The following is a 22,773-nucleotide window of genomic DNA, read 5'->3' on the forward strand; positions in this document are numbered from 1 at the left end:
GACGATTTTTTGAACGAAGCCGGCGTTCAGGTCGGACAGTACCAGATTCTGGGAGAGGATCTGGCAGGAAAGACCGTGCTGATCGTCGGCTATGGGTCGATCGGTGCGGCGATCGAAACCCGTCTAAAACCCTTCGGCGCGAAGATTCTGCGGCTGGCGCGTAACCCCCGCAAAGAGCCGGAGATCGTCGCCGTGACCGATCTGCATCGCCTCCTGCCGCAGGCCGACATCGTCGTTCTCATCGTGCCTCTAACTCCGGAGACGCGTGGATTGGTTGGAGCAGCAGAGATTAGTCTGATGAAGCATGGAGGCCTTCTCGTCAACGCGGCGCGAGGCCCCGTAGTTGTAACGGAGGCTTTAATTGAGGCGCTCGAACAGCATCGAATCAGGGCGGTTCTGGATGTGACGGACCCAGAGCCGCTACCGGCAGCCCACGCTCTATGGTCGGCGCCCAACTGCATGATTACGCCGCACGTGGGTAGCTCGACCCCTGAGTTCATCCACCGCGCATTCCGCTTCGGAGCAGACAGGAGAGGCGTTTTTTGACTGGCGAAGAGTTGAAAAACATCGTAACCAAGGCAGGTTACTAGCCCTCGCTCCCGACCGCTTAGACCACCGTTTTCGTTTAGACCACCGTTTTAAGGATGAGGGGAGGCGCTGGCCTAACGCGCGTCTGAGGTAGGCAGGCCAGCAGTTGTACGGTTCCAAAGAACGAGTTCCGATCGGCAGGGTTACCCTCTCCGTCCAACCTGAAGCTCGTCGACATCGTCATCATCGTCGTCTTCTTCGTCGTCATCCTCATCTTCCTCGTCATCGTCTTCGTACTCATCCTCATCTTCTTCGTCATCGACTTCTTCGTCGTCATCCTCGTACTCACCATCCTCATCCTCGTCGTCTTCCTCTTCGTCGTCATCGTCCTCAAACTCGTCATCCTCATCTTCGAGTGCTTTCTTTGCGGCGCTTAAGGAATCGGCCGTGGAGCCCTGCAGGACCATATCAAGGGAGCTGTTTTCAAAGGCGGCAAGGAAATTCAGACCCAGGGGGAAGAAGGTTGCGTTGAAGTCGAAGGTTAGGGTCTCAAGTGCCATAAAAATCTCCTGTTGAAAATGTGTACTGGAATAGGATGCAGCAGACTGAAAAAAGTGAGTGTGAAAATTCACTTTTCCTTGAATTAGAAGCTTAGGGCACTCTGGCGCTTTTGTTTTAGTACGGCGCCGGCCCGGGCAGAAAAAAGGCTTCGCGGCCGCCCACTGAGAAGGGGGCATTGCCGCGAGGTCGGGAGCCAGTCGGTAGTTCATCTATCTTTTGTGCGACCTTGTCGATGGCGTCGCCTCGTTCAGAGAATTACGCCCTAGCTGGGGAGCGATGTCGTAAGTATCGAACAATATCGTCATCAGGCCGCAAAAAGAATTGCTGTCAGGCTTCGGAGAATGGTTGGAGTTGCTTCTCCGTCGGTGGGCTGGTCAATAGGCTGACAGCGATCAGACACAGCAGAGAGACAAGCAGTGCTGGAAGAATAGCGTCGCGTTCGCTGATGACCGCCGGCAGATGAGAGTGGACAAAGCCGGTATCCCAGAAGACCGTAACGAACGTGCCCACCGCAATACTGGCCACGGCACCCGCTGCAGTCGCGCGTCTCCAGTAGAAGGTTGCAAGGATGACCGGCGTCAGAGCAGCGCCATAAATCGTATAGGCGTAAAGCGACTTCTTCAGCACCGACTCTATATGGAGCGACTGGTAGAGCGCCCATAGACCAAGCAGGACCACCATCAGACGAGAGACGGCGAGAGTCTTCGTGTTCGAAGCCTGCGGGTTGATATAGCGAAGATAGATGTCGTTGACGAGGTTAGTCGACGGCGAGAAGAGCCAGTTATTCGCTGTGGAGATGATCTTCGCGAAGATGGCTCCCATCAGCAGCGCGCCCAGCAGACGAAGCGGTGCGGACCCTGAGAAACCATGCAACCCAAGGTAAGCGAGAATCTCGCGGGGGCGTGCGTGTACCTCTCCGCCAGGAAAGAAGCTAGACCCAGTGACGGCAAGGGCGACGATGACAGTCTCCAGGATGACGGTACCGACGATCCACCCAACAACCGCACGGGTGGCATCCTTCTCCGACTTGGCAGAGAAAAACTTTTGATACATCGACTGATTTCCAAGCAGCAAAAGACAAGTCGGAAGAAAAAGCTCAAGAGCCTGGATGAATCTGAGATCGCCCAGCACCTGGAAATGAGTTGCGGGAAGGCTCGAATGGACCGCAGACCATCCCCCGGCGTGATGTACAAGAATAGGCAGCGCTATAAGCATCGTAAAAGTGGCAAGAAGGCCGATCGCAACATCCATGTAGGCAACAGATGCCATGCCGGCAATCGCAGTAAAAACGATGACGAACGCAGCAATAATGTATTTGCCGAAGTCGGCGGTTATCAGGTCCGGGAAGATCAAGTGAAGAATATCGCCGCCACCAACAAACTGGTAGCTCGTAACAGCCGTGTAGCAGAAGAGAATCGCGATGACGCCAAGCACGCGTGCCGCCTGGTTGTAACGAGCCTCGAGCAGATCGGGAATGGTAAACTGTGCGAACTTTCGTGCACGCGGGGCGATGAAGTAGATCAGCAGCAGGCCCGCCCAGCCACCACCTCCTTGCCAAAGCGCCGCGAAGCCATGCTTATAGGCGTTTTCCGCCCCGCCGAGCAGCGACCCTGAGCCGATCCAGCTCGACAACAGCGTGAAGACCAGGACGAAGGCGGGCAGCGAGCGGCCTGCCACAAGATAGTCTGCCTTTGTCTTCACCTTACCAAGACGTGTGAGCGAAACCGTGAGCAGGGTGACGACAATAACCGATAGAACGATCGCGTAGAGATTCATTAGGTTAGGTCAGTGTACTGTCTGGCAGCCGATCCTCGCACCCGTGACCTCGCGTTGGAGATTGAGCCGTCGGCCACGGGAAAATTCTGTCGTATTACCACACCCTGCAGGTGGGCGCGTGCACCATCGGCTGACCTGCTTTGCAGCTAAAGGCCTTCTGAAACTCCGGCATATTCGAAACCACGCCATTGATGCGCGCATACCCTGGCGAGTGGGGGTCCGTGATAGCGCGAACCCGCAGCACCTCGGGACGCTCATTCTCACAAGCCCATTGCGCCATCCCAACGAAGAAACGCTGATCCGGAGTGAATCCGTCCGCGCTCACCAACTGCTGCCCGGCAGTCTGCTTCTTCCATGCGATATAAGCGAGTAACGTCCCGCCCAGGTCGGCAACGTCTTCGCCACTGGTCAGCTTCGAGTTGATGTGAATATCGTCCACAACGATGTACTCTGCGTACTGATCACGAATGCAGTTAATACGGTCCTCGAAACCCTTGGCGTCCGCAGGCGTCCACCAGTCGCGGAGATTGCCTTTGTCGTCGAACTGCCGCCCCTCGTCGTCGAAGGCGTGCGTAAGCTCATGGCCGATTGTTGCTCCGGTGTTCCCGTAGTTTGGCGCGTCATCCAGCTTCGTGTCGTACAGCGGTGGTTGCAGCACGCCGGCAGGAAAATTGATATCGTTCATCTGTGGGTTGAAATAGGCATTGACGGTAGGTGGCGTCATTCCCCATTCATTCAAGTCCACAGGCTTACCCAGCTTGTGCCACTGTCGCGCGTCTTCGAACCGATAAGAGCGCTCAACATTGCCAATGTAGTCATCTGACTTTATCTCTAGCGTCGTATAGTCACGCCACTGGTTCGGGTATCCAATCTTATTGCGAATCACATGCAGCTTGCGGAGAGCCTCCTGTTTGGTTGCGGGGCTCATCCAGTCGAGATTCTCGATCTCCTGCTTCATCGCAGCCTCGATCTGCTCCGTCATCAGCTGCGTCTTCGCTTTTGTATCGGCAGAAAATGTGCGCTTGACGAACTCCTGTCCCAGCGCTTCACCCAGGTCACGATCCACTCCACGCGTGCAGGTCTTCCAGCGCGGCGGCATCGCAGGCACACCGCGTAGCGTCGTCGAATAAAAGTCGAAGTCAGCCTGTTCGAGCGGGTGAGCCAGGTATGGCGCCGCTGCCGTCAGAAAGTGAAATCGCAGATAACCGCGAAGTGCCTCAACAGACTCGGTCGAAACCTCCGCCTGCACTGCCTTCATGAACTCGGGCTGCGCCACATTCAGCTTCGCGACACCCGGCGCTCCCTGTATCTCAAAGTAACTTGGCCAATCGAAGGCGGGCGCGATCTTGCTCAGTTCACTAATCGTCATCATGTGATACGTCTTATGCGGATCGCGTCGGTCCACTCTCGTAAGCGAAGCTTTGGCGAGCGCCGTCTCAATGTGAAGCGTTGCATCCGCATCCAACTTCGCCTGCTCTGCAGACTCCCCGCCCAGCGTGAGCAGCTTCTGGATGTAGGCAAGATACTGCTCACGCAGCTTTACACTCTTATCATCCGTCTTCAGGTAATAGTCACGATCAGGCAGACCAAGTCCGCCCGCCCCAAGCGCCACGATCTCCAGCGACGAGTCGATCGCATCCTGATCTGTGCCCGATTCGAACAGGAAACTACCTGCGTAGTCATGGTGCAGTGAGCTGATCGCCCTAACGAGTTCGGGCCGCGTCTTCAGGGCATCGATGCGCGCCAGACCCGACAGTGCAGGTTTCACACCCAGCGCATCGATCGCCGAGGTGTTCATGCACCCGGCAAAATAGTCGCCGACCTTCTGCTGCACTGCGTCGCGATTCGCCGCCTTGGCATCCGCCTCGAGAATGCCCCAAAGAAACTGTTCATTCTCGTTGCCAAGCTTCGCGTAGACACTCCAGCCAGATTGGTCCGGAGGAATCGGATTTTTCTTCTCCCACCCACCGCAGGAGAACTTATAAAAGTCGACGCAAGGGTCCGCCCCGCGGTCTAGGCTCGACAGATCAAGCGATGGCGAGTAAGGCATCGATTGAAGAGGCTGAGCGGCCTCTTGCGCGGGAACTTGGATCGCGGCGAGCAATAACGCAGTGGCCGCCAGGGCGACCGGAACTTTCGAGAGCATGAGTTCTCCTGTGTGCACCATCCTAACCGTAAAAACCCTCGCAAAGCACGTTCGATTCGTCCCTGGGGCCGTGCACCGGCGTTAGACTGATCCCTGTTACAAAAAAGGAAGCGGAAGGCGGAACAATGGCTGGTTTTTGGAAAAAGTGTGCCGGAGCGGCTCTGGCAGCAACCGTAAGCGTTTCAATGGCTGGGGCGCAGACCGCGCCAATCACCCTAAGTGTCGATCTCACAGATGCTCCACGAAAGATCCTTCATGCAATAGAAGTCATGCCGGTGACAGCCGGGCCCATGACCGTCGTCTATCCCAAATGGATTCCCGGAGAGCACGGACCCACCGGCCCCATTGAAAATATGGCCGGATTTTTCATCACCGCCAACGGTCAACCCGTAAAGTGGGAGCGCGACAAGATCGATATGTTCGCCTATCACCTCACCATACCTCAGGGCGTCACGCAGCTTGAGATGAAGATCGACTTCCTCGCATCGTCGGCCCTTTCAGGATTCTCCGCAGGCGGATCGACCAGCGAAAACCTTGCTCTCCTCAGCTGGAACACATTGCTGGTCTACCCTGCCGACACCGACGCAAGCCAGGTCATGTTCACTCCATCGGTAAAGCTGCCAAGCGGATGGAATCTCGGAACCGCGTTGGACAAAGATGGCGGCTCCGGTCAGACATCAACCTTCAAGACCGTAAGCCTCGAGCAACTGATCGACTCCCCCGTCCTCGCAGGCCGATACTTCCGCGAAATCCCCCTCGCTCCCGAGATCTCGCCGAAGCACTACCTCGACATGGCAGCCGACGGCCCCGAACAGCTCAATCTCTCGAAGGAGCACATCGCCGACTTCGACAAGCTGGTGCGCGAGACCGGCGCTCTCTATAAGTCGCGTCACTACGGCTCCTATCACTTCCTCGTAACTCTCAGCGACGAGGTCGCGCACTTCGGCCTCGAGCATCATCAGTCCAGCGATGACCGCGTGATGGCAACCACCTTCACTGACGATCGCGAGTTTGTCTTGGCCGGCCTGCTGCTGCCGCACGAGTTCACTCACAGCTGGAATGGCAAATACCGCCGGCCCGCTGGCCTCGCAACCAGCAACTATCAGAAGCCCATGGAGGGCGATCTCCTCTGGGTATACGAGGGATTGACCGAGTATCTCGGCGACGTGCTCGCCGCACGCTGCGGCATCTGGACGCCCGACCAATACAAGCAGAGACTCTCCACCATCGCGGCCGAGTACGACAACCGTCCCGGCCGCACCTGGCGAGATATTCAGGACACCGCAACCGCCGCGCAGATCCTCTACGCCGCAGGCGGCGGATGGGATAACTGGCGTCTCAGTGTGGACTACTACGACGAGGGCGAACTCGTCTGGCTCGATGTCGACACCACAATCCGTAAGATGACCAACGGCAAAAAAACCATCGACGATTTCGTCGCGAAGTTCCATGGTCTCGGCGGAGACACCGGTCCTAAGGTCGTTCCCTACACCTTCGAAGATGTCGTCGCTGGCCTCAACAGCGTGGTCGCGAACGACTGGGCCACCTTCCTGCGCACCCGACTCGACTCAAACTCCTACCACGCGCCGCTGGGTGGTCTCGAGAACGGCGGCTACAAGCTCACCTACAGTGACAAGCCCAACGCTTGGAGCGCGCTCGAAGACCAGCAGAGTGAGTCCTTCGACTTCTGGTACTCCATCGGCCTGCACGCGAACAAGGCCGGCAATATCTCTGATGTTCTCAAGGGCGGAGAAGCCGACAAGGGCGGCATCGGCCCGGGAATGAAGATCGTCGCCGTAAACGGTCGCGCCTACACCCCTGATGTGCTCAAGGCGGCCATACACGATGCGAAGGACTCCGGTCTATCTGTCGAGCTAATCGTCTTGAACACGGGCTATTACAAGGTAGTCAAGCTGGACTATCACGAAGGCGAGCGTTATCCGATGCTGGAGCGCGTCTCCTCTGTACCGGATCGTCTGGATGACATTCTGAAGCCAGCGGCGAAGTAGGATCACGCTGCAGGTTTAGGAGCAGCAGCGGAAGATCCTGTTGTGGAAGTTGACGCTTGCGTAACCGAAGCCGCCGCTGCGGCGAGGTCGTTTTGCTCGAGAAGGAGCAGACGCTTCGCCGCAGCGGTGGCTTCTATTTCGCTGTTGATCTCAGCCCCCAGCAACAGCATGAGTCCCGTCAAATAGAACCACGTAAGAAGAATGATGACCGCACCCAGAGAACCATACGTCACCGAATAGTTGTTGAAGAAGTGAACATAGAGCCGGAGACCAGTCGAAGTGATCAGCCACCCGACAATTCCGATAGCGGCGCCAGGAGTAAGCCAATGCCACTGGCTCCGTTTCACATCCGGGGCAAAGTAGTAGATGACTGCGAAAAATAGAGACAGCAAAACGACAGCAAACAGCCAGCCAAAACTGCGTGCTACAAGCGCCACAAGCGCAGCCAGAAAGTGGTCGTAGATGTGCAGGTGCGAGAGGCGAGCTAAGAAGTCTGCTCCCAGGAGCGAAGCAAGCATCAGCGTAACCAGCCCCATCAGAAGAACGGTCACTCCGATGGCGGAGAATCTCGCGGCAAAGTAAGAGCGAGTCTCCTTGACCTTGTAGACGACATTGAGCGAGTCCTGAATCGCGGAGAAACCAACCGAGGCGCTCCAAACTGCCGCCACCAGCCCAAAGGTAAGCTTCCCGCTTGTAGCTGCAGCCGTCGTCTCGTTGAAGGTGCCCAGCACCATACCCATAGCGTCATGCGGAATAACGATCGAAAGATAACCCAGCAGTGAGTAATAAATATGCGACGCGGAGCGCGCTGCCAACCCTAACAAAGCAGTCGCAGTAAACAGACTGGGAAACAAGGCGAAGATAAAGTAGAAGCCAAGTTCAGCAGCCCGGCCTACCAGGTTATCGTCGAGAAGAGATCTCCATGTATGCTTAGCGACCACACTGACAGGGATCCCTTCAAGATTCCATAGGGAATGAAGTGGAGAACGAGACACAAGATCCCAGATTCGGCGCTGAATCCGTGCACCGCTAACCGGATCGAGTTTTGGGTCGACAGATGAGATAGGGCGCTCCCTCTAGCCCGCTCGATGACTTACCGAGGGCGTTCAAACGAGCGTTCTGCCAAGCTAGATGCCGCGCCACGCGCTAAGGTAGCCGCAACATGACTGTTTTCCACCGGGCTCTGGTGCATAAGATCACGATCGAGCATCTATTTATTGGTGAGATGAATGCAGAGAGCATGGCGAGCCAGACCGTTTGCAGTACGAAAGATGGAGCAGCTTTGGCGGCTGGTCCGCGAGAGCCACGAACAGCCGATGACCGGGACCTCTCGGCCAGTTGAGTTGGTAAGACCCAACGAACTCGGAGTCACTTTCATTGGGCACTCGTCGTTTCTCCTTCAGGTGTACGGACGAAAACTGCTCGTTGACCCAGTATTTTCAAAGCGGTTGATCGTACTCCGCCGGCAGCGGCGTCCCGGCGTCGTGGTCGACGCGCTGCCCGCCATCGACACAGTCCTTCTAACCCATGCGCACATGGATCATCTCGACATGGCCTCCCTCCGGCGCGTCATTCGCGCAACGCGGAAGCTCACTGGACAGACCCCTGAGGTCATCGTGCCCCGCGGCGTCGAGGATCTCGTCGAAAGGCTAGGCTTCTCCAGAATCCACGGTCTGGCTTGGTGGGAGCAGATTGAAGTGCAAGGCCTCAAGGTAACGATGACCCCCTGCAAGCACTGGGGCGCGCGGATGTTTCGCGATACTCATCGAGGCTACGGCGGATATGTTGTCGAAGGCGGCGGCCAGTCGGTCTATCACTCTGGCGATACGGCTTACTTCGATGGATTCAGCGAGATCGGGGCCAGACTCAGGCCAGAGGTGGCCCTGCTTCCGATCGGTGCTTACTTTCCAGACAGCTACCGCTCTGTTCACACCAGTCCGGAAGAGGCTCTACGCGGTTTCGTTGATCTGGGTGCACAGCAAATGGTGCCGATGCACTACGGTACCTTCCGTCTGGGCCGGGAGCCCATGGAAGAGCCCCTTCAAAGACTCGAATTAGAAGCTGAAAGACTAGGTATTGAAGGGAAATTAAAAATTCTCGCGGAGGGCGAGACGATGCACCTTTGTCCGGCAACGAGCATCCGATAACGTATGGCTACTTCAACTGTAAATGCGAAAGCAAGCGGAACGTTCTCGATCGGCGGGGACCTCCCGGTCAACCGCATGGGATACGGCGCGATGCGGATCACCGGCGACGGAATCTGGGGTGCGCCCAAAGACATCGAAGGTGCAAAAAAAGTACTGCGGCACGTCGTTGAACTCGGCATCAACTTCATCGACACAGCAGACGCCTACGGCCCGGACGTCAGCGAAGAGCTTATCGGGGAAGCGCTGTCTCCCTACGCGAAAGGCGTCGTCATCGCAACCAAAGGCGGGTTAACTAGGCAGGGACCAAACAAGTGGTTCCCGGTAGGACGCCCGGAGTACCTTACCCAACAAGTCGAAATGAGCCTGCGTAGGTTGAAAGTTGAGCGGATCGACCTCTGGCAGCTGCACCGCATCGACCCGAAGGTGCCCGTCGAAGACTCGCTCGGCGCGATGAAAAAACTCCAACAGCAGGGCAAGATCCGCCACATCGGCTTGAGCGAAGTGAAACCTCACGAGATCGACCAGGCCCGCAAGGTGGTCGAGATTGTAAGCGTGCAAAACCAGTACAACATCGGCGACCGCCAGCACGAAGACGTCGTCGACTACTGTGCCAAGCACAATATTGGATTTATTCCCTGGTTCCCGGTAGCAGCAGGTAAACTCGCTCAACCCGGTGGCAAGCTCGACTCCGTCGCCAAGAAGCACAATGCGACTGTCTCACAACTCTCACTGGCATGGCTGCTCCACCGTTCCCCGGTAATGCTACCCATTCCAGGTACTACGTCCCTACAGCACCTGGAAGAAAACGTAGCCGCAGCCGATGTCAAGTTATCTGCGGCCGAATGGAAAGAGATCGAAGACTCTGCAAAATAACGAACAACCTTTCGCTTACCAAAAAAGAGCCGCCAGCGCGCGGCTCTTTTCATTTCGTTCGATCGTCTCCGCCAGGTAGCGAACTCGCTCATGCCCCGCTAAGTCTTAGGCGAATTGATATCCAGAGGTTTGGTAGTAAGAGGACCTACGTGGTCCTCCTGTGAATTCCAACCCGGCAGCTCCTGCGAGCCGGTAATCAGCCGCGCGCCATCGCTGAAGGTCAGGTACGTCCACGCCCACTGCCTGAAGACACCAAGCCGATTCCGAAAGCCGATGAGAAAAAAGATGTGAACGAGCAGCCACGTCATCCAGGCCGGAAAGCCGCTCCAATGGGCCTTGAACGGCCACTCGATGTTGGCCACCGCCGCCTTGCGCCCGATCGTAGCCATGTCTCCTTTATCAAAGTACCGAAACTGTTCGTCCTTGCCGCTCCCATCGCTGCCCAGTCCTGCGGCAACCAGTCTCCCGATACGTTTCGCGGCATAACGGCCCATCTGCATCGCAGGCTGCGCCACACCTGGCAGCTGTTTCCCGTCCTGTTCGACGTGAGCCAGATCGCCGCAGATAAAGATCTCCGGATGCCCCGGTGGGTTCAGATATCCATCGACAAACACCGCACCGCGCTTATCGGTTTCCACGCCAAGCAGCTTGCCAAGCGGCGAAGCCTGCACACCCGCCGCCCACAGCGTAACGACCGCGTCGATGCGTTCTTCGCCAACCATCACGTAGCCGGGCTGCACATCGCTGACATGAGCGCCCGTGCGCACCTTCACCTTAAGTTCGGCGAGTTGTTCCAGCGCCTTCCGTTGCAGATCTTCAGGATAGGCGGCCAGAATATTAGGCCCGCCCTCAAGAATGAGAACCTGCGCCATCGAAGGATCGATATGACGAAAATCCCGTGCCATGTAAAGCCGCGCAATGTCGCTGATCGCGCCCGCAAGTTCCACCCCCGTCGGCCCCCCGCCGATAATGACGAAGTTCAACGCCGGATGCGTTCCGGCCTCCATCATCTGCCGCTCCGCCAGTTCAAAGGCCAGCAGTACCCGTCGGCGAATCTCGGTCGCGTCCTCAACGGTCTTCAGACCGGGAGCAAGCTTGGCCCAGTCGTCCCTGCCAAAGTAAGAGTGCGTCGAACCCGTGGCGATGATCAGGTAGTCGTACTCGAGCTGCACGCCGGTCTTCAGATGAACGCGCTGCAGCGCCAGATCAAAGCCGATAGCCTCATCCATCAGAACATCGACGTTAGGGTGATCACGCACCAGCGAGCGGATAGGTTGCGCAATATCGGCCGGAGAGAGCACCGCCAGCGCGACCTGGTACAGCAGAGGCTGAAACAGATGATAGTTTCTACGATCTACCAGAGTTACGTCGACCGGAAGTTTACCTAGGGCCATCACCGCATTGACCCCGCCAAAGCCTCCCCCCAGAATCACAACTCGCTTTCGTGCAGGTCCGCTCGCTGCTGCCGCTGATATCGCCATCGTTCAGGCTCCTCGGTGTGCTGTGTCCATTATCTGATGCCGAATTGAGCCGTTCGGCGTTGTCCGTTGCTTTGCTGCCTAAGTTCGACGGTCTTCTCTCGAAGGAGTTACAGAAAAGCGCATCTCAGGACGAAAGGATCGGGACGAAAAATCAAGGCTGTTTTTGTAACGTGAGCGAAATAAAGCCCTGTGTACCCGTAGCCGCTGCGAGATTCGTCGTCTCGCCCACAGCCGAAATCTGCTGCGGGATAATCGTCAAGAGACCGTTCATATCGGAGACAGCTGACGTCTGCGACGAAGCGAGGACAGGCGCGATCGGACAACGACCTCTATCCGGACACGCCGGTTGCCAGGCGTCCACAGTCTGGAAGATCTGAACCACAGCCCCGGCAACAGGACGAGACGCCGTATCCGTAACCTGCAGGACAACCGGCGTGATCGTACCGTTCGCAGAAACAATTTGATTGGCTCCGCTCACCGCAATCACGCGCAGGTCCGCGAGATCGACGCCCACCGTAGTGAACGAAGCACAGACGTTCATCCAGGCACAGCCAGACAGAGCCGCCTGAGCCCCAGCAGCCAACGGACCAGCCGTTGCGAGGGTCTGCGCGATCCCCTGCGAGTTCACAGCAGAGCTCGCCGGCGTCACCGCGACCTGTCCCGACGTCGGTTGCCAGCCAACCGGCACCCCTGCAGTAGAGGCAAAGTTATCGTTCACGCTGACCTCTGGAGTCCACGCAACGGTCGCACCCGCGACAATGTATTCCATCGCCTGTACCGCCGTCACGGTCTGGACACGCACCGCCGCAGTGAAAGAAGCAACGGCCATGCCATCGACTCCGGCCGCCTTCAGCGTAATCGGGCCCGCACTCAAAGGAGTCACCAGCGTCGATGCCACGCCGTTCGCGTCCGTGTTGATGGTGCAACTTGCTGCTCCGCAAGCGGAGAACTGAACCATGCCGGTACTAGCGGTAAAGGTGACAGCCTCGCCCACAACCGGAGTCGCTCCATCGCCGTTCAGCACCTTAACGGCAAATGGCGTCGACGCAGGTTGCGCAAGCTGCACCAGACCCGATGGCGCACTCACCAGCCTGAGCGAAGGCATCGGCGCAGCGTAGCTTAGCGACTGGGTCATCACCGTCGTCCCACCTGTAGAAAGATCTGTCACCGCTACATCAGCCACCAGCGCAGTGCTTGAGCCGAGAGCGTGAATCGATGGCGCCTTAGCCACAATCGTGTTCGCGGTCCAGCTCGAAACCGTTGCGGAAACACCGTTGACCGTCACAGCATTTCCCGTGCGAAAGCCCATTCCATTGATCGTGATCGTGCCCCCGGCAGCGCTCACAGTAGCAGGGCTCAGCGAATCCGCGCGATTCGTAACTGATTTGGTTGCGTAAAGGCGGTCGTCAGCATGGTCATGCCGTTAGCCGCGCCATTAAAAGCTTCTCCCGCGCCGGCAACCCCTGGCAGAGAGCCCAGAGCATCGGTCGTATGCCACACTCCAATCACCGGCATCGCCTTTGCGGTTGTCGAGAATCCCTGCTCATCCTCCGCCGTCACCTCAAACGTAAGCGATCGGTTCGCTTTGACCGAGAGCGAAGACCAGGCGGAGTGTCCATACCCGCAAAGCAAACCCGACCACAATCCCTGCGACGCCACAGCCACCGGAGCAGCCTCCGTTCCGTCCGCGCCAGAATCGCAGGAGTTCGCCGAGTTCGTTGGTAAGAAGTCCAGATACGCCTGCGTATAGCTGCCCAGAATTCCTTCCGGAAGCACAGGGTCCAACCCGGAGGGCTCAACAGTATTGGCAACATATGGTCCGACGGCAAATTCCCCCGTATACAAAGGATTGATAGCCTCGGTCTCCATGATCAAAATCTGCCAATCGCCAGGAAGCATCGGCACCCGCTCAACAATGTAATAACCCTCGTAAAAGCCACTTTGACTCCCCTCGCTTCCTTCGAACGACGCGTCGGAACCTGTCACAGGGTTACCGTTCGATCGGCGAAACAGAGAGCCCGATACAGAAGAAGTGGTATACCAGTCTTCAATCTGCGCCGGCAAAGTGTACTGCGGCCAACGGCGCACAACGACATTAACCCCCTGCATCCCTTCTCCAGTGGCAAAGTTCAGATGTCCTTGCACCAGATTCGCATTCAACAGGCTGTCCGTCTTCCCCAGACCCGACTGCCCTTGCGCAATAAAGTAGAGTTGCGCCAGCGCCGACAGGTCATCCGGCCGCAACGTAAACGGCTGCGGCAGGCACTGGTAGCTATAAGGGCCGCAGATAATATCGATCGGATGCATCACCGGCCAGTGCATGACTTGGTTGAAAGTAGGTTGCGGGCTATCCGTAAACACGTTGTCGTTCGTCTGCGACCACCCCAGACCAAGCACGCGGCCAAACGCCCTCATCAGCTGATACTGCAACTGCATCTGCTGCTGAGGAGAAGGCCCAGTGCACCGGCCGTTGAGGACGAGAATCGCATGCTGAATGAAACCAGCCGGAACAATCGAATCGACGCTCTCGGTCACGCCATTCTGCAGACATCCCGAAGGGTCGCTCGCTCCATTGCCCAGCAGAAGATCGGTGACCGACCCATCGCTGTCGTAGATCACTGCAATCTGCTTGGCGAGGTAGTTGCTGCTCTGCACATCGGCCGGAAAGATCAGCCCATTCACTCCAAGAAAAGTATTGGCTTCGCTGACATGCTCATCCAACGCGCCGCCCTGCGACAGCACCAGGCTCGCGGTTGGAACATTCCACACCGCCGCAGCAGCCGCCACAAGAGCATCCGCAGCCGCGTGGTTCACCGTCGAACTCAAATTGCCCGGGTCCGTAAAATAAAGCGGCTGATTCGTGTACCAGACCACCGGAACCCCCGAGGTCGTAAAGTACGGCGGCCCCGTTACCCAGCGCGGGCCCCCGGCCCAAACGGTCGCGGCGCTTGCAAACCACCAGATCATTAGCTTGCAGAGGGTTTGCAGTCGCACCTTTGTTCGTGAGCAGGCGTCAGGGCGTAACATGCTGCGCCTTCTGCCACGAGCTCAACAACCCCAGCACCACATCCACCGACGCTTGCTGCGCGGGGGTCGACGCATCCGCCGAACTCCGATACCCGAGCGGCGTGATCATCGACACATCGCTGACAGCTGAACCCGCTGTAACGACCTGTTGCTGAGCCACCCCCGACTGGGGGAATGTACTCGCTGGCCGCACCGGCTCACTGCGATAAGAGATGGTCCGCGGCAGTCTCGCACCCAGCCAGCGAAGATCGACAAACGGCAACGACGGCGCCGTTGTCGCACGATCCGCCACCGCAGCCACACTTGTGCTCTGGCGAATCGGAATCGCTCCATCAAGTCCGCCAACAGGCGAACTCAGACCTGCAGCGCTCGGAGCACGCAGGAGCATAAGCAGCCGCTGCCCCACGCGATACCGTTGGCTATTCCCTGCCCAAAGCCCACCCCACTCTCGCAAAACATACGGTTCGCTGGCTCTGCAACCCCGAATCGCCTGATCGACACGAAAATCGACCTCGACGATCCCCGAAGCCGGCCCGGTACCGCCGGGAAGACGCACCGCCAGCACCTGACCCATGAAGATGACATCCGCACGATTCGACATCTCGTGCAGGACATCCGTGACCGTCTGCGACCCTGCAGTTGAAGTCGCCTGACCCCACGCTATCGCAGTCGTCAGCAGCAGCGAGACCACGACAACGGCGCGCAACCCAGCGAAAACTCGCAATATCCAGGCCATTCCAGCCATGCAGGCCATCCCGTCCCTCCGTCCTCTCCCTGTTCTTCGTCAGGAGAGTCACGTTACGAACGGTTGTCCTGTTTTCGGACACTGCGCCAACTCCGGTAGTTAGATCTCCGGGTAGAAGTCGAAGAACGCGTCAATACTCATTCGCAGCTGAGCCTCAATCTCCTCCCGGCTGCCTTCAAGCACATGCAGCGTCACATGCGCCTCGTTACCGTTCTTCAGCGTTACGGGCGCCTCGCCCACCGATGCGATCTCATCCGCAGGTAACAGCCTCATTCCATACACCAAGGTCAGGTTTGCCATAACCTCAATTGTTTCACCAAACGCACCTAAAGCGCCGGTTTGCATCTTTTTCGTCCGCAGCGCATTTACACTAGTGGAGCTTATATGCCCGAAAACATCACGCACGACACTGTCATCCTCGGTTCCGGGTGCGCCGGACTCACCGCTGCCATTTACACAGCGCGCGCTAACCTCAAGCCCCTCGTCCTCGAAGGCCACGAGCCCGGCGGCCAGCTCTCCATCACCACGCTCGTTGAAAACTTCCCCGGCTGGCCCGAGGGCGTCCAGGGCCCCGACCTCATCGAGAACATGAAGAAGCAGTCCATCCGCTTCGGAGCCGAGCTGCGTCTGGCCCACCTCAGCTCCATCGATCTCACCAAGCGTCCCTTCGCCCTCAACCTCGGCAAGGAGACCATCCACACCCGCACCCTCATCATCGCCTCCGGAGCCAGCGCACGCTGGTTGAACCTCCCCTCCGAACAGGCCCTCATCGGCCACGGCGTCACCTCCTGCGCCACCTGCGACGGCTTCTTCGCCTCAGGCAAGGAGATCGCGGTCATCGGTGGCGGCGACACCGCCATGGAAGAGGCTCTCTTCCTCACCCGCTTCGCCTCCAAGGTCACCATCATCAACCGCAGCGAAAAGTTTCGCGCCTCCAAGATCATGCTCGATCGCGCCATGGCTCACCCCAACATCCGCTTCCTATCCAGCACCGTCGTCGAAGAGGTTCTCGGCGTTGAAGAAAAGGATGTCAAGGGTCTCCGCGTCAAAAACAAGGTCTCCGGCGAAGCATACGTCCTGCCCGTCGCCTTCATGTTCCTCGCCATCGGCCACATCCCCAACGCCGAAGCCTTCCGGGGCATGATCGACCTCGACTCCGAGGGTTACATCCTCACCCGCAACAACGTCTTCACCACCCTCAATGGCGAAATCATCCCCGGCGTCTTCGCCTGCGGAGACATCCAGGACCGCCGCTACCGCCAGGCCATCACCGCAGCCGGATCTGGCTGCATGGCCGCCCTCGAGGTCGAAAAGTACCTCGAAGAACACGGCAGGTAAGGAGGACGAGCGTGCCGACGCCGATCCTCCAGACACCCCGTCTACTCATAAAGCCTCTGCAGCTCTCCGACGCCCCGGAGGTCCAGAAAATCTTCCCCCATTGGGAGATCGTCCGGCAGCTCAACGCCAAGGTCCCGTGGCCCTTTCCCAACGACGGAGTCCACACCTTTTACCGCGACACCGCGCTCCCCGCCATCGAACGCGGTGAAGAGTGGCACTGGATGCTGCGACTCAAAGATGATCCCCGCCAGAAAGTCATCGGCTCCATCTGCCTCGTGCGCGACGGCGACAACAATCGCGGCTTCTGGATCGCACGCGAGTGGCAAGGCCTCGGCCTGATGACCGAAGCCGCAGCAGAGGTCACCCGCTTCTGGTTTAAAGATCTGCAACAGCCCATCCTCCGAATAAAGAAAGCGCGAGACAACGCAGCCTCACGAGCCATCTCCCTCCGTCAGGGAATGCGCTGCATCGCCCAGACCGATGATGATTACGTGTCAGGCCGCCTGCCATCGGAGCAATGGGAGTTGACCCTCGAAATGTGGCGCGAGACGCATCCCAAAACCCAACGCTGAACCTGACCAATCCCACCGGCCAACCCCCTGGAACAGCGTCGCCGTCACCTCACCTCATTCTTTTTTCCAAGACGGTAGCTCACCCCGATCTTCGTCGCCAGTTCATCCATTCCAGGATTGCTCGCCGCCAGATAGCCATTCGACACATGAAAAAACACGAACGGGTCCACGCGCAAATCGACCCGTTCCGTCATCTTGATCAAAACCCCGAAGTCAGCCTGAACATTGAAATTCGCATAGCTCGCGTTCGGCGAAAACGCCTTCTTCGTGAACACCGCAGTCCCCAGTTTGCCAACGATGTACGGCCTCACCGCCTTGTCGTTTCGCCATAGCCAGCGAAAACCAAACGGAGAGATCGACAACCCATGCACCAACTCCTGATTCGGGCTCTTTGCATTTCCCCAGAAATCTGAGACCGCAGGCTGACTCAAAAGAACAAATGGCAGAACCTCCACCACGTAGTCCATCCGCGACCCCATAAAGTGACCCCAGCTATGACGGTCGTATTCCACACCCACCGTCCACGCATTGCAGCGAACCGTGGCACTAAACAGCCTGTAATCGCCATCCGGAAACATTCCCGAAATCGAGATCTCACTCTCCACCGGCGGCTTGCCACGGGGCGTCTTCGTGGCCACTACGATGTCTTTCGCCAGCGCGGTGTCAGTAATAGCGGTGATCTTCGTCGCCAGCGGAGCATTGGTCAACACTGGGATCTCCGCCTCTTGGGAACATGCCGGTCGCGACCCAAGGAGACAAACAGCAGCCAGCACGGAGAGACAAGAGAGGCGTAGGTTTCCGGCCAGGCTGCGCTCGCTCGCCCACAGGACAAATACGGACCCACAACCTCGTCTGCTCGCCAATAGGTCCCCCCATTAGTCAATTAGATCGGGCCCGAAAAGCGCAGAATGATACGAACGAGCAGCAATTATAAGTTCAAGTCCGTGCAACAAAGAATTTTTTTCATCCGTCCTCAGTAACCCCTCTTGTTCTGCCCTCCCACTTGAAACCCTCCATTCGTGGACATACTCCTCACGAACCCTATCGAAAACGTCCCCCGGCACGCCACAAATCCGCCGAAAGCAGACCGGCCCAGCGCTATGACTCTCCCCGTTGACGTGCCCTCGGCACCTCTGCGAGACTCACGCCTATGCAATACAGCGGCAAGGTCGAATATGCTCAGAGACGAAAGATAAGGGAACGCAACACCGCTCTCTACCGCCTTGCCCACTGGCCCATATGGATCTGGGTGTTCTTTCTCGCCCCCGGCCCGCTGACCTTCTCCCTCTTCGCCCACGGCTTCGGACGGGGCAACCTGGCATGGTTAATTGCAGTTCTGATCGGCACCGGCATCGCCGCTCTACTCGGACGCCTGCCAGGCTCCGAGCCTCAGCCCTACATCCTTCGCTTCGACGAGGACAAGCCAAATCCCCTCTACCGCCGCGTCTGCTATACCTTCGCGTGGAACGCGGTACTCAGCTTTGCACTCCTGAACCTGAGCGGACTTCTGATCGCCGCAGCGACCGGCCACTGGTACATGCAGCAGATCTACCGCTACGCCTACTTCCCGCTATGCGGAACGATCCTGCTGCTGGGAGCGGTGGGCGTACTGCCACGCGTGAGGCTCTCGACCAAAGGCGAAGGCACAGAGCGCCGCTACTTCTACGGCTCCGTCTGGGCCGTCACGATCTCGCAGGCACTCCTCCTCGCATTTTGGAAGACTCTCCCCGAGACCCGCACCGCAAGCCTCGCGAAGCTCGCCATCTTCGCCTGTGCCCTCCTCCTCATGGGCCTCGCCGCCTATCGGGGTGCGCTCCCACGCACTCGCCCCATCGTTCCGGGAGAGCTGATGGTCGCAGACTAAGAATCGCCGCCGTCGATACGAAGACGACTAACTCGAACCTATCGCTAAAGCGGTTCCCCTGTGGATGTCGAGGGGAATTTGTATTATCGCTAGCCTTGTTATTCGTCATCTCGACCGAAGTCGCTCGAGTCTTATCGCGCGACGCAGTGGAGAGATCCCTGATATCGTCTTTGACTCTGCGACTGCTATGCTCTACATCAACATCAACGCAAAAACCCCTGAAGACAGGCGGTGCATCGCAAGAAACCGCGAGCCTACTGCTTCGTCGCATCCGAGGTGGTCGTCCTGTTCTGCAGCTTGTCGTCGAAGATGGCCTTGGCGGTCTTGCCATCGTTTGCAACCGTCATCTTGAAGACGCCAATCACCTTGCCGTCGCGCTTGTCCGTCTCTTCCAGCGTGTCCTTTCCCAACATCTTCACCGACACGCTGGTTACGCCCGGATCGCCCTTCATCGGCACGTCCGCGCCATTCAGCTTGGCGGTGTAAGTCTGGCCGGTCAAAGTCGTCATCGTGATCTCGTCACCGCTTACTTTGTAAGTCCACACCGTAGCATTGTCCGACAGGCCTTCTATCTTGGTGGTTCGCCACGAACCGGAGATTGCATTCGATCCCGCCGGGTCTTTTACCACCAGTGTCGCTTCGCCTTTGCCGGTCACCGGAGGACCGCCGTTGGTGTTGCTGCTGTCACTGAAGGTGAACCTCATGGTGTTGCCGTCTGGCGACACGGTCGCGGTCGAAGTGGTGACAACCTTGCCGCCTTTCTTGTCCGTCTCTTCGATCTCGTGGTCACTCACCACTTTAATGGCGACGCTGTCATAGTAGGGATGCCCGGTGACGGGCTGGTCTGTACCGTCCGCTTTGATCGAATACGGCGGAGTACAGGTCTTGCACTCGTACGTGCCATTCTGCAGCAGGAACACATCCGGCTTCTTGGGGAAATCGGCCGTGTTCATGTCGATCTTCCAGGTGCCGTCGAAGGCGCTCTGCGCCGCCAGCATAGGTGTTAACAGGGCCGCGAGTCCTAAAACAAACAAGAGCTTTTTCATCGCAAACCTCCATCTCCAAACTTCGGGGCGAGGAGTTTATCAGAATCGGCATTCCCAGGATGGAGTTCTGTCGTTGCGCCTTTGGGCGAAAACAACTCTACGATCTCGCGCCCGCCGGTATGCTGAAGGAGTCGAGTTCCGAACCAATCCCATGCTGAAAAAGATCACCCTCCTGCGCGAACGAGTGGAAGACTGGACCGCCTACCCCTTCTCCGTCCCCACCATCGCCTCCCTGCCCGAGATATCGATCCACTCCCGCATCGCCTTCTTCGCCGGAGAGAACGGAACCGGCAAATCGACTCTCCTCGAAGCCATCGCCGCACACTACGGCTTCGGCCCCGAAGGCGGCAACCGCAACATCCGCAATGACACGACAGAACACAACCACTCCACCGACGTTCTCGTGCGAGCCCTGCGCCTCTCCTTCGACAAGCGCACCGGAGCAGGCTTCTTCCTCCGCGCCGAAAGCTTCTTCAACACTGCCTCAACCCTGGACGAACTAGACGGAGGATCAGGCCAGATCCTCCAATCGTATGGTGGACAAAGCCTCCACACTCGCTCTCACGGCGAAACCTTCTTCACCCTCCTCGAGCACAAGTTCACCCGCAACGGCCTCTTCCTCCTCGACGAACCCGAAGCCGCCCTCTCCCCGCAGCGCCAGCTCTCCTTCCTCATCCTCATCCACGACACCCTCCGCCGCTACAAGGACGCCCAGTTCCTCATCTCCACCCACTCTCCTGTCCTGCTCGGCTACCCCGGCGCGCAGATCTTCTCCTTCGACGACGGCCACCTCCACGAGATCTCCTACGAAGACACCGCGCCGCTTCAAATCGTCCGCCGCTTCACCAGCGACCGAGAAAGCTTCCTGCAGGAGCTCTTCCATGAGACCCCTTCCCTGTTCGAGGAACCCGACAAGCGATAGTCCTCGCTCCTCCCGAGGCGAAAATTCCAGCCGCATCACACCACCAAAAAACCAGCAAAACTCCATGTCAAGTCCACAAAACGTGGATAAGCTAGTGGTGTGGTCAAGTCAATCACGATTCCACGAACTCCTCAAAGAGTTCCACGATCTTCAAGACGTCTTCTCGGTAAAAAGGGAGCGTCTCCAGCGCTCCCGTCTCTCCTCCAAGATCCTCCTCCTCGAACATTACCTCGAAGGACGCGCTTCCTGGATCTTTGATATGGAGGCCCCCGTTCGAATTTCAGGAAAAATGGAAGAAAATCAGCTCTTCATGTACTTCCTCTATGGGTCTCCCCATATTGATCTTCCACCTCAATGTCGCCAATAGAAGAGTAGTGAATGACTGGAATGAGAATCCTGTGTTTGTCTCTGATGTCGAGTTTGTGCAGGGGCCAAACGGTAAATCACCTCCACGGTAAGGCTTTATCTCGCTTATGAGGAACTTGCAGAAATTGGGGGCGGAAGCAGCTATCTTCAAGTCGTGACTTGTGACCGGTCCTGGTAGGGCGAAGTGCGTGGGTCCTCCCGTTGGTCGGGTGATGATTGCTATGCTTCCATGGCGCCGGAGTAGACGGCCATTCCTGCTACGGCGTCGACTCCCATTGCGTCTAGTGCGTCTACTTCGCTGCGCTCTTTGATGCCTCCGGCTACGATTAATTGTTTGGCGGTGCAGGCTCTGAGGATCGCGGCTACGTCGAGGGGGAAGCCCTGCATCGTGCCTTCAGTGTCTACGTGGGTGTAGAGGAAGGCGGCGCAGTAGTCTTCGAGCCAGGTGATGGCCTCTTCGGGGGTGAGGTCGACGGAGTCTTTCCAGCCTTTGATGGCGACTCTTCCGGCCTTGGTGTCGACACTGAAGACGAGTGCCTCTTCGCCGAGTGAGGACTTGAGGCCTTCGGCGAACTCGAGATAGATGAGCTTGTGGCGGCGGATGTGGTCGGGCTCCGCCGGGCGGAAGAGGCTGGAGCCGTAGATGACTCGCTTGGCTCCCGCCTCGAGGAGGAGTTTGCCGTCTTCGGCGGTTTTCAAGCCGCCGCCTACCTGGCAGGGGAGACGCTTCGCGATCATCTCGATGAGGGCGCGGTTGTTGCCTAGACGCATGGCGGCGTCGAGGTCGATCAACTGGACTAGAGGGTACTTCGCGAACCGTTCGATCCAGTACTCGAAGTCGTCGAAGGCCAGCTTGAGCTTTTCGCCTTGGACTAACTGGACGATACGGCCGCCCATCAGGTCGATTGAGGGTATTAACATTTTCTTCTTTCTTTTCGGTTCCTGCTCCGAGCAAAATGCAGGTCCTTCGACTGCGCCTCTCACGATGAGGCTGTGAGAGGCTTCGCTCAGGATGACACGGTATGGGGTTGGTGGAGGAACAGCAGATTCCTCCGCTTCGCTGCGGAATGACAACAAGGGGCAGGCAACAGCAACGCAACCGCAACGGCAACGACAACAGCAACAGCAACGACAACAGCAACAGCAACGACAACAGCAACGACAACAGCAACGACAACGACAACGACAACAGCAACGACAACGACAACGACAACAGCAACGACAACGACAACGACAACGACAATAGCAACAGCAACGACAACAGCAACCGCAGATTCCTCCGCTTCGCTGCGGAATGACAACAAAAGGGCAAGCGACAACAACGACACTGCAACTGAACTGCAACTGAAACTCAAACTGCAAGAGCAACCAC

At 57.8% G+C, this 22,773-nt stretch carries 21 protein-coding genes; 9 read left to right on the plus strand and 12 right to left on the minus strand.

Going from position 1 to position 22,773, the window contains the following annotated elements; all coding sequences use genetic code 11:
* The first annotated feature begins 9 nt into the window (after nt 1-9).
* A complete protein-coding gene (locus RBB81_RS01830; protein ID WP_353072509.1) occupies nt 10-546 on the plus strand; it encodes an NAD(P)-dependent oxidoreductase in 537 nt (178 codons plus the stop codon).
* 185 nt (nt 547-731) lie between these two features.
* On the opposite strand, the gene RBB81_RS01835 is transcribed toward RBB81_RS01830, so the two are convergent.
* The 3 genes from RBB81_RS01835 to RBB81_RS01845 all read right to left on the minus strand — a co-directional run bounded on the left by RBB81_RS01835 (nt 732) and on the right by RBB81_RS01845 (nt 5,011).
* Complete coding sequence (locus RBB81_RS01835) at nt 732-1,088, minus strand: hypothetical protein (RefSeq protein ID WP_179586116.1); 357 nt, start codon at nt 1,086-1,088, stop codon at nt 732-734.
* Between the two features lie 328 nt (nt 1,089-1,416).
* Nucleotides 1,417-2,865, minus strand: a complete 1,449-nt coding sequence (locus tag RBB81_RS01840; RefSeq protein ID WP_353072510.1) for a sodium:solute symporter family protein — start codon at nt 2,863-2,865, stop codon at nt 1,417-1,419.
* A gap of 94 nt (nt 2,866-2,959) precedes the next feature.
* Nucleotides 2,960-5,011, minus strand: a complete 2,052-nt coding sequence (locus tag RBB81_RS01845; RefSeq protein WP_353072511.1) for a M13 family metallopeptidase — start codon at nt 5,009-5,011, stop codon at nt 2,960-2,962.
* A gap of 125 nt (nt 5,012-5,136) precedes the next feature.
* On the opposite strand from RBB81_RS01845, the gene RBB81_RS01850 reads away from it, so the two are divergent.
* On the plus strand, nt 5,137-7,020 hold the full coding sequence (locus RBB81_RS01850) for a M61 family metallopeptidase (RefSeq protein ID WP_353072512.1): 1,884 nt from the start codon (nt 5,137-5,139) through the stop codon (nt 7,018-7,020).
* A gap of 2 nt (nt 7,021-7,022) precedes the next feature.
* Here the strand turns inward: RBB81_RS01850 and RBB81_RS01855 are convergent, their stop codons facing one another.
* Nucleotides 7,023-7,961, minus strand: coding sequence for a YihY/virulence factor BrkB family protein (locus RBB81_RS01855; protein WP_353072513.1), 939 nt, complete (start codon nt 7,959-7,961; stop codon nt 7,023-7,025).
* A gap of 330 nt (nt 7,962-8,291) precedes the next feature.
* On the opposite strand from RBB81_RS01855, the gene RBB81_RS01860 reads away from it, so the two are divergent.
* Nucleotides 8,292-9,167: an MBL fold metallo-hydrolase gene (locus RBB81_RS01860; RefSeq protein ID WP_353072514.1), complete on the plus strand. Its 876-nt coding sequence runs from the start codon at nt 8,292-8,294 to the stop codon at nt 9,165-9,167.
* Nucleotides 9,168-9,170: 3 nt separating this feature from the next.
* A complete protein-coding gene (locus RBB81_RS01865; RefSeq protein WP_353072515.1) occupies nt 9,171-10,040 on the plus strand; it encodes an aldo/keto reductase in 870 nt (289 codons plus the stop codon).
* A gap of 98 nt (nt 10,041-10,138) precedes the next feature.
* Here the strand turns inward: RBB81_RS01865 and RBB81_RS01870 are convergent, their stop codons facing one another.
* The 5 genes from RBB81_RS01870 to RBB81_RS01890 form a co-directional block, all read right to left on the minus strand.
* Nucleotides 10,139-11,521: an NAD(P)/FAD-dependent oxidoreductase gene (locus RBB81_RS01870; protein ID WP_179586128.1), complete on the minus strand. Its 1,383-nt coding sequence runs from the start codon at nt 11,519-11,521 to the stop codon at nt 10,139-10,141.
* Between the two features lie 151 nt (nt 11,522-11,672).
* Nucleotides 11,673-12,866 (minus strand): IPT/TIG domain-containing protein, encoded by a 1,194-nt coding sequence (locus RBB81_RS01875; RefSeq protein WP_353072516.1) that lies wholly within the window; start codon nt 12,864-12,866, stop codon nt 11,673-11,675.
* 11 nt (nt 12,867-12,877) lie between these two features.
* The gene (locus tag RBB81_RS01880; protein WP_353072517.1) at nt 12,878-14,548 is read right to left on the minus strand and encodes a hypothetical protein; all 1,671 of its coding nucleotides are present in this window, start codon (nt 14,546-14,548) and stop codon (nt 12,878-12,880) included.
* Nucleotides 14,535-15,302, minus strand: coding sequence for a hypothetical protein (locus RBB81_RS01885; protein ID WP_353072518.1), 768 nt, complete (start codon nt 15,300-15,302; stop codon nt 14,535-14,537). The genes RBB81_RS01880 and RBB81_RS01885 overlap by 14 nt, the downstream gene beginning before the upstream one ends.
* A 90-nt stretch (nt 15,303-15,392) precedes the next feature.
* The gene (locus tag RBB81_RS01890; protein WP_179586134.1) at nt 15,393-15,593 is read right to left on the minus strand and encodes an allantoinase; all 201 of its coding nucleotides are present in this window, start codon (nt 15,591-15,593) and stop codon (nt 15,393-15,395) included.
* 84 nt (nt 15,594-15,677) lie between these two features.
* On the opposite strand from RBB81_RS01890, the gene trxB reads away from it, so the two are divergent.
* Together trxB and RBB81_RS01900 are read left to right on the plus strand one after the other, a co-directional pair.
* Nucleotides 15,678-16,631, plus strand: a complete 954-nt coding sequence (gene trxB / locus RBB81_RS01895) for a thioredoxin-disulfide reductase (RefSeq protein ID WP_179586136.1) — start codon at nt 15,678-15,680, stop codon at nt 16,629-16,631.
* An 11-nt stretch (nt 16,632-16,642) separates the two neighbouring features.
* Nucleotides 16,643-17,203: a GNAT family N-acetyltransferase gene (locus tag RBB81_RS01900; RefSeq protein WP_353072519.1), complete on the plus strand. Its 561-nt coding sequence runs from the start codon at nt 16,643-16,645 to the stop codon at nt 17,201-17,203.
* A gap of 44 nt (nt 17,204-17,247) precedes the next feature.
* Here the strand turns inward: RBB81_RS01900 and RBB81_RS01905 are convergent, their stop codons facing one another.
* Nucleotides 17,248-17,913, minus strand: coding sequence for an acyloxyacyl hydrolase (locus tag RBB81_RS01905; RefSeq protein WP_353072520.1), 666 nt, complete (start codon nt 17,911-17,913; stop codon nt 17,248-17,250).
* 440 nt (nt 17,914-18,353) lie between these two features.
* Between RBB81_RS01905 and RBB81_RS01910 the strand changes: the two genes are divergently transcribed.
* Complete coding sequence (locus RBB81_RS01910) at nt 18,354-19,067, plus strand: hypothetical protein (protein WP_353072521.1); 714 nt, start codon at nt 18,354-18,356, stop codon at nt 19,065-19,067.
* A gap of 254 nt (nt 19,068-19,321) precedes the next feature.
* On the opposite strand, the gene RBB81_RS01915 is transcribed toward RBB81_RS01910, so the two are convergent.
* Nucleotides 19,322-20,113, minus strand: coding sequence for a hypothetical protein (locus RBB81_RS01915; protein ID WP_179586144.1), 792 nt, complete (start codon nt 20,111-20,113; stop codon nt 19,322-19,324).
* Nucleotides 20,114-20,264: 151 nt separating this feature from the next.
* On the opposite strand from RBB81_RS01915, the gene RBB81_RS01920 reads away from it, so the two are divergent.
* A complete protein-coding gene (locus RBB81_RS01920; protein ID WP_179586146.1) occupies nt 20,265-21,035 on the plus strand; it encodes an AAA family ATPase in 771 nt (256 codons plus the stop codon).
* A gap of 585 nt (nt 21,036-21,620) precedes the next feature.
* Here the strand turns inward: RBB81_RS01920 and RBB81_RS01925 are convergent.
* Entirely contained in the window at nt 21,621-22,322 is a 702-nt protein-coding gene (locus tag RBB81_RS01925) for a HisA/HisF-related TIM barrel protein (protein WP_353072522.1), read from the minus strand.
* 101 nt (nt 22,323-22,423) lie between these two features.
* Between RBB81_RS01925 and RBB81_RS01930 the strand changes: the two genes are divergently transcribed.
* Entirely contained in the window at nt 22,424-22,699 is a 276-nt protein-coding gene (locus RBB81_RS01930; protein WP_353072523.1) for a hypothetical protein, read from the plus strand.
* The last annotated feature ends 74 nt before the right edge of the window (nt 22,700-22,773 follow it).

It is taken from the genome of Tunturibacter gelidoferens (assembly GCF_040358255.1).
In the GTDB taxonomy this organism is placed as follows: domain Bacteria; phylum Acidobacteriota; class Terriglobia; order Terriglobales; family Acidobacteriaceae; genus Edaphobacter; species Edaphobacter gelidiferens.

Bases quoted from the DNA above. Each gene is read 5' to 3' on its own strand.
- RBB81_RS01880 (WP_353072517.1), bottom strand. From the start codon at position 14,548: ATGTTACGCCCTGACGCCTGCTCACGAACAAAGGTGCGACTGCAAACC.
- RBB81_RS01835 (WP_179586116.1), bottom strand. From the start codon at position 1,088: ATGGCACTTGAGACCCTAACCTTCGACTTCAACGCAACCTTCTTCCCC.
- RBB81_RS01840 (WP_353072510.1), bottom strand. From the start codon at position 2,865: ATGAATCTCTACGCGATCGTTCTATCGGTTATTGTCGTCACCCTGCTC.
- RBB81_RS01920 (WP_179586146.1), top strand. From the start codon at position 20,265: ATGCTGAAAAAGATCACCCTCCTGCGCGAACGAGTGGAAGACTGGACC.
- RBB81_RS01865 (WP_353072515.1), top strand. From the start codon at position 9,171: ATGGCTACTTCAACTGTAAATGCGAAAGCAAGCGGAACGTTCTCGATC.
- RBB81_RS01845 (WP_353072511.1), bottom strand. From the start codon at position 5,011: ATGCTCTCGAAAGTTCCGGTCGCCCTGGCGGCCACTGCGTTATTGCTC.
- RBB81_RS01925 (WP_353072522.1), bottom strand. From the start codon at position 22,322: ATGTTAATACCCTCAATCGACCTGATGGGCGGCCGTATCGTCCAGTTA.
- RBB81_RS01860 (WP_353072514.1), top strand. From the start codon at position 8,292: ATGGAGCAGCTTTGGCGGCTGGTCCGCGAGAGCCACGAACAGCCGATG.
- RBB81_RS01915 (WP_179586144.1), bottom strand. From the start codon at position 20,113: ATGAAAAAGCTCTTGTTTGTTTTAGGACTCGCGGCCCTGTTAACACCT.
- RBB81_RS01850 (WP_353072512.1), top strand. From the start codon at position 5,137: ATGGCTGGTTTTTGGAAAAAGTGTGCCGGAGCGGCTCTGGCAGCAACC.
- RBB81_RS01870 (WP_179586128.1), bottom strand. From the start codon at position 11,521: ATGGCGATATCAGCGGCAGCAGCGAGCGGACCTGCACGAAAGCGAGTT.
- RBB81_RS01890 (WP_179586134.1), bottom strand. From the start codon at position 15,593: ATGGCAAACCTGACCTTGGTGTATGGAATGAGGCTGTTACCTGCGGAT.
- RBB81_RS01930 (WP_353072523.1), top strand. From the start codon at position 22,424: ATGGGGTTGGTGGAGGAACAGCAGATTCCTCCGCTTCGCTGCGGAATG.
- RBB81_RS01910 (WP_353072521.1), top strand. From the start codon at position 18,354: ATGCAATACAGCGGCAAGGTCGAATATGCTCAGAGACGAAAGATAAGG.
- trxB (WP_179586136.1), top strand. From the start codon at position 15,678: ATGCCCGAAAACATCACGCACGACACTGTCATCCTCGGTTCCGGGTGC.
- RBB81_RS01885 (WP_353072518.1), bottom strand. From the start codon at position 15,302: ATGGCCTGCATGGCTGGAATGGCCTGGATATTGCGAGTTTTCGCTGGG.